Genomic DNA, 2,182 nt, shown 5'->3' on the forward strand with positions numbered 1-2,182 from the left:
GCGGAATGGCTCATTGCTGTTACTAAGATTCTGGATAAATACGTCTATTTCTCACGTCTTGATATCCCAAAAGTTGGTTAATCAACAGGCGTGGCTCTTAGTATCTTTAGTTCGTATCCCGAATGATTGTCTACATCATGGAGAATGTAGTAAGGTGTTTTGAATTCACAGCACCCTGTTGTCCAACGCGAAGGTTTTCTGGATAATTGTAATGCCGCATAATATGTACATAACGGTTGCCCTCATAATTACACATTTGAAATGTCTCATAATAATCTCTACGGCTATCGACGTCCATATCTTCTAAATCCTCCATCCAATACAGATCCATCCCTTATGAGAAATTCCTGGTTGATTCCATAACATACCATCACTCATATATCTGGTACTAATGATTGCTTTTATTTTCGTATTCTCAGCTCTCTATGTCTAATATGAAGTCTATGCGCTTGAACAATAACACTCGCAAAATGTGTTAAACTACTAATAGGAACCACCTATCTATAAATTGTCAAGTTTCACAAACGAATGTAGGCAGGTATTCTGCTAATCACCGATAGAAAGGAATATCCATAAATGGCTTCTTGGAGACAAGTGATGAAACCTTTGATCGTACCGACGATTCCCGGTGGAATCATAACGATCCTTATCTTTTATCTAGATTACTTCCAATTTAATCTTGTCGAAAAATTTCTCATGTTTGCGACTTTCGTCATTGTACCTCTTGTTATTTTGCTTTTAAGCTATGACGATGAAAAAAATAAACATCAAAGGATCATTTATGCTGCTATTAAGTTGCTTCAATTTCCCGCTGCGCTTCTTGCCTTAGCCTCTGTAATGAGCAGCAAGACGTGGGGATTGGGAGGCACGGCAATATCAGGGGCCCTCTCCCTAGGGTGGTTGCTGTTCACATTGCTGCTCTGCATCTATGGTCTCATCATTATTGTGAATCACAAGGGAAGAGTTGAGGAAATAGCGATTGGCGCGGGGCTCGTTTACTTTTTTATCGGAGGCATTTGGTTCGCCCTATATCAATATCAATTTGATCTCTTCCAAGCTAATCCCGCAACGCACGCTCTAAGTTCGGTCCACTTCCATTTCTCATCTGCAATCGTTCCGATTTTTATCGGTGTACTGGGACGGATCATGACGAAGAAAAGCTGGTATCCTTGGATCGTTGCCATCGATATCATCGGACCCATTCTGATCGCTGTCGGTATTATTTTCTCTAAGCCGACTGAGTATATTGGCGTCACCTTATTCGCCTGTAATATTGCGATTTACACCACCTATCTGCTTGCTTACTTGAGAAAAGGCTCTTTACGCAATACGCCAGCCTTCTTTTTAGTCCTTTCTTGCATTGCCTTTTACACGATTGTCGTTGTTTCCATTTGCTATCCGTTACTGAAAAACACGTTTTCCTTAACCATACACGATTTCATTCCGATTTACGGATTACTGCATGCGTTTGGTTTTGTTTTATGTGGACTGATCGGATGGGTATACATGATCGACTCTCTTAAGAAAAAATCGAGGATAGCTGGCACAAACCTGCCTTACTAAACATCCTACTTGTTATTCATAACAAGCTTATATTTCTTAAAAATCCAAGAATTAATCATGTCATTCATCGCATTTTTGCTTATGCGAACAGACGGTTTTTGCTCTTGCAAAGCATCAACTGCATGTGCCGAAAATCGAAGCGGCTTTGTGATTTTCTTGATATCGTTCGCTACTTCTTCAAAAAACGTATACGTTAACGGCTGATGTTCCCGAATATTCTCATAAATATAGTACTTCCCTTTTTCATCCTCCAAATCAATTTGAAAACCTTTGGGAAGTGAAAGCATTAAATACGGTAATTCATCTTCTGCCCATTGTCGGAGATAAGGAAACCTGATACTTTCATTTCTTACAAAGAATCCAGAGCTTTCATTACCAGTAGTAAAAGAAATAGAATATACAAAGAAAGGGTGGTAATCAGGCTTTTCTTGTATTGTAAAATACTGATAAAATGTTTTATAAGCCTCATACACCTGATTTTGATCATGTTTTGTCCGGGCATAATTAGTACAATTAAATTGTGCTTGTTTCTGCTCAAAGAGTTTCAAAACACTTTTAAATTCTTCTGGCGTTATGAAGAATTTAAGTTTATAGAATCCACTGTGTTTCAACCTATCCA

The 2,182-nt window shown here is 38.7% G+C and carries 2 protein-coding genes; one reads left to right on the top strand and one right to left on the bottom strand.

The genetic code is table 11. The annotated features are described in order from the left end of the window. Nucleotides 1–597: 597 nt before the first annotated feature. Nucleotides 598–1,563, top strand: a complete 966-nt coding sequence (locus BLO51_RS28220) for a YndJ family transporter (RefSeq protein ID WP_090677464.1) — start codon at nt 598–600, stop codon at nt 1,561–1,563. Nucleotides 1,564–1,568: 5 nt separating this feature from the next. On the opposite strand, the gene BLO51_RS28225 is transcribed toward BLO51_RS28220, so the two are convergent. Then, nucleotides 1,569–2,182: hypothetical protein (locus BLO51_RS28225; protein WP_245719876.1), on the bottom strand; the 614-nt coding region annotated here is incomplete at its 5' end.

The sequence above is a fragment of the Paenibacillus tianmuensis genome (assembly GCF_900100345.1).
Classification (GTDB): domain Bacteria; phylum Bacillota; class Bacilli; order Paenibacillales; family NBRC-103111; genus Paenibacillus_G; species Paenibacillus_G tianmuensis.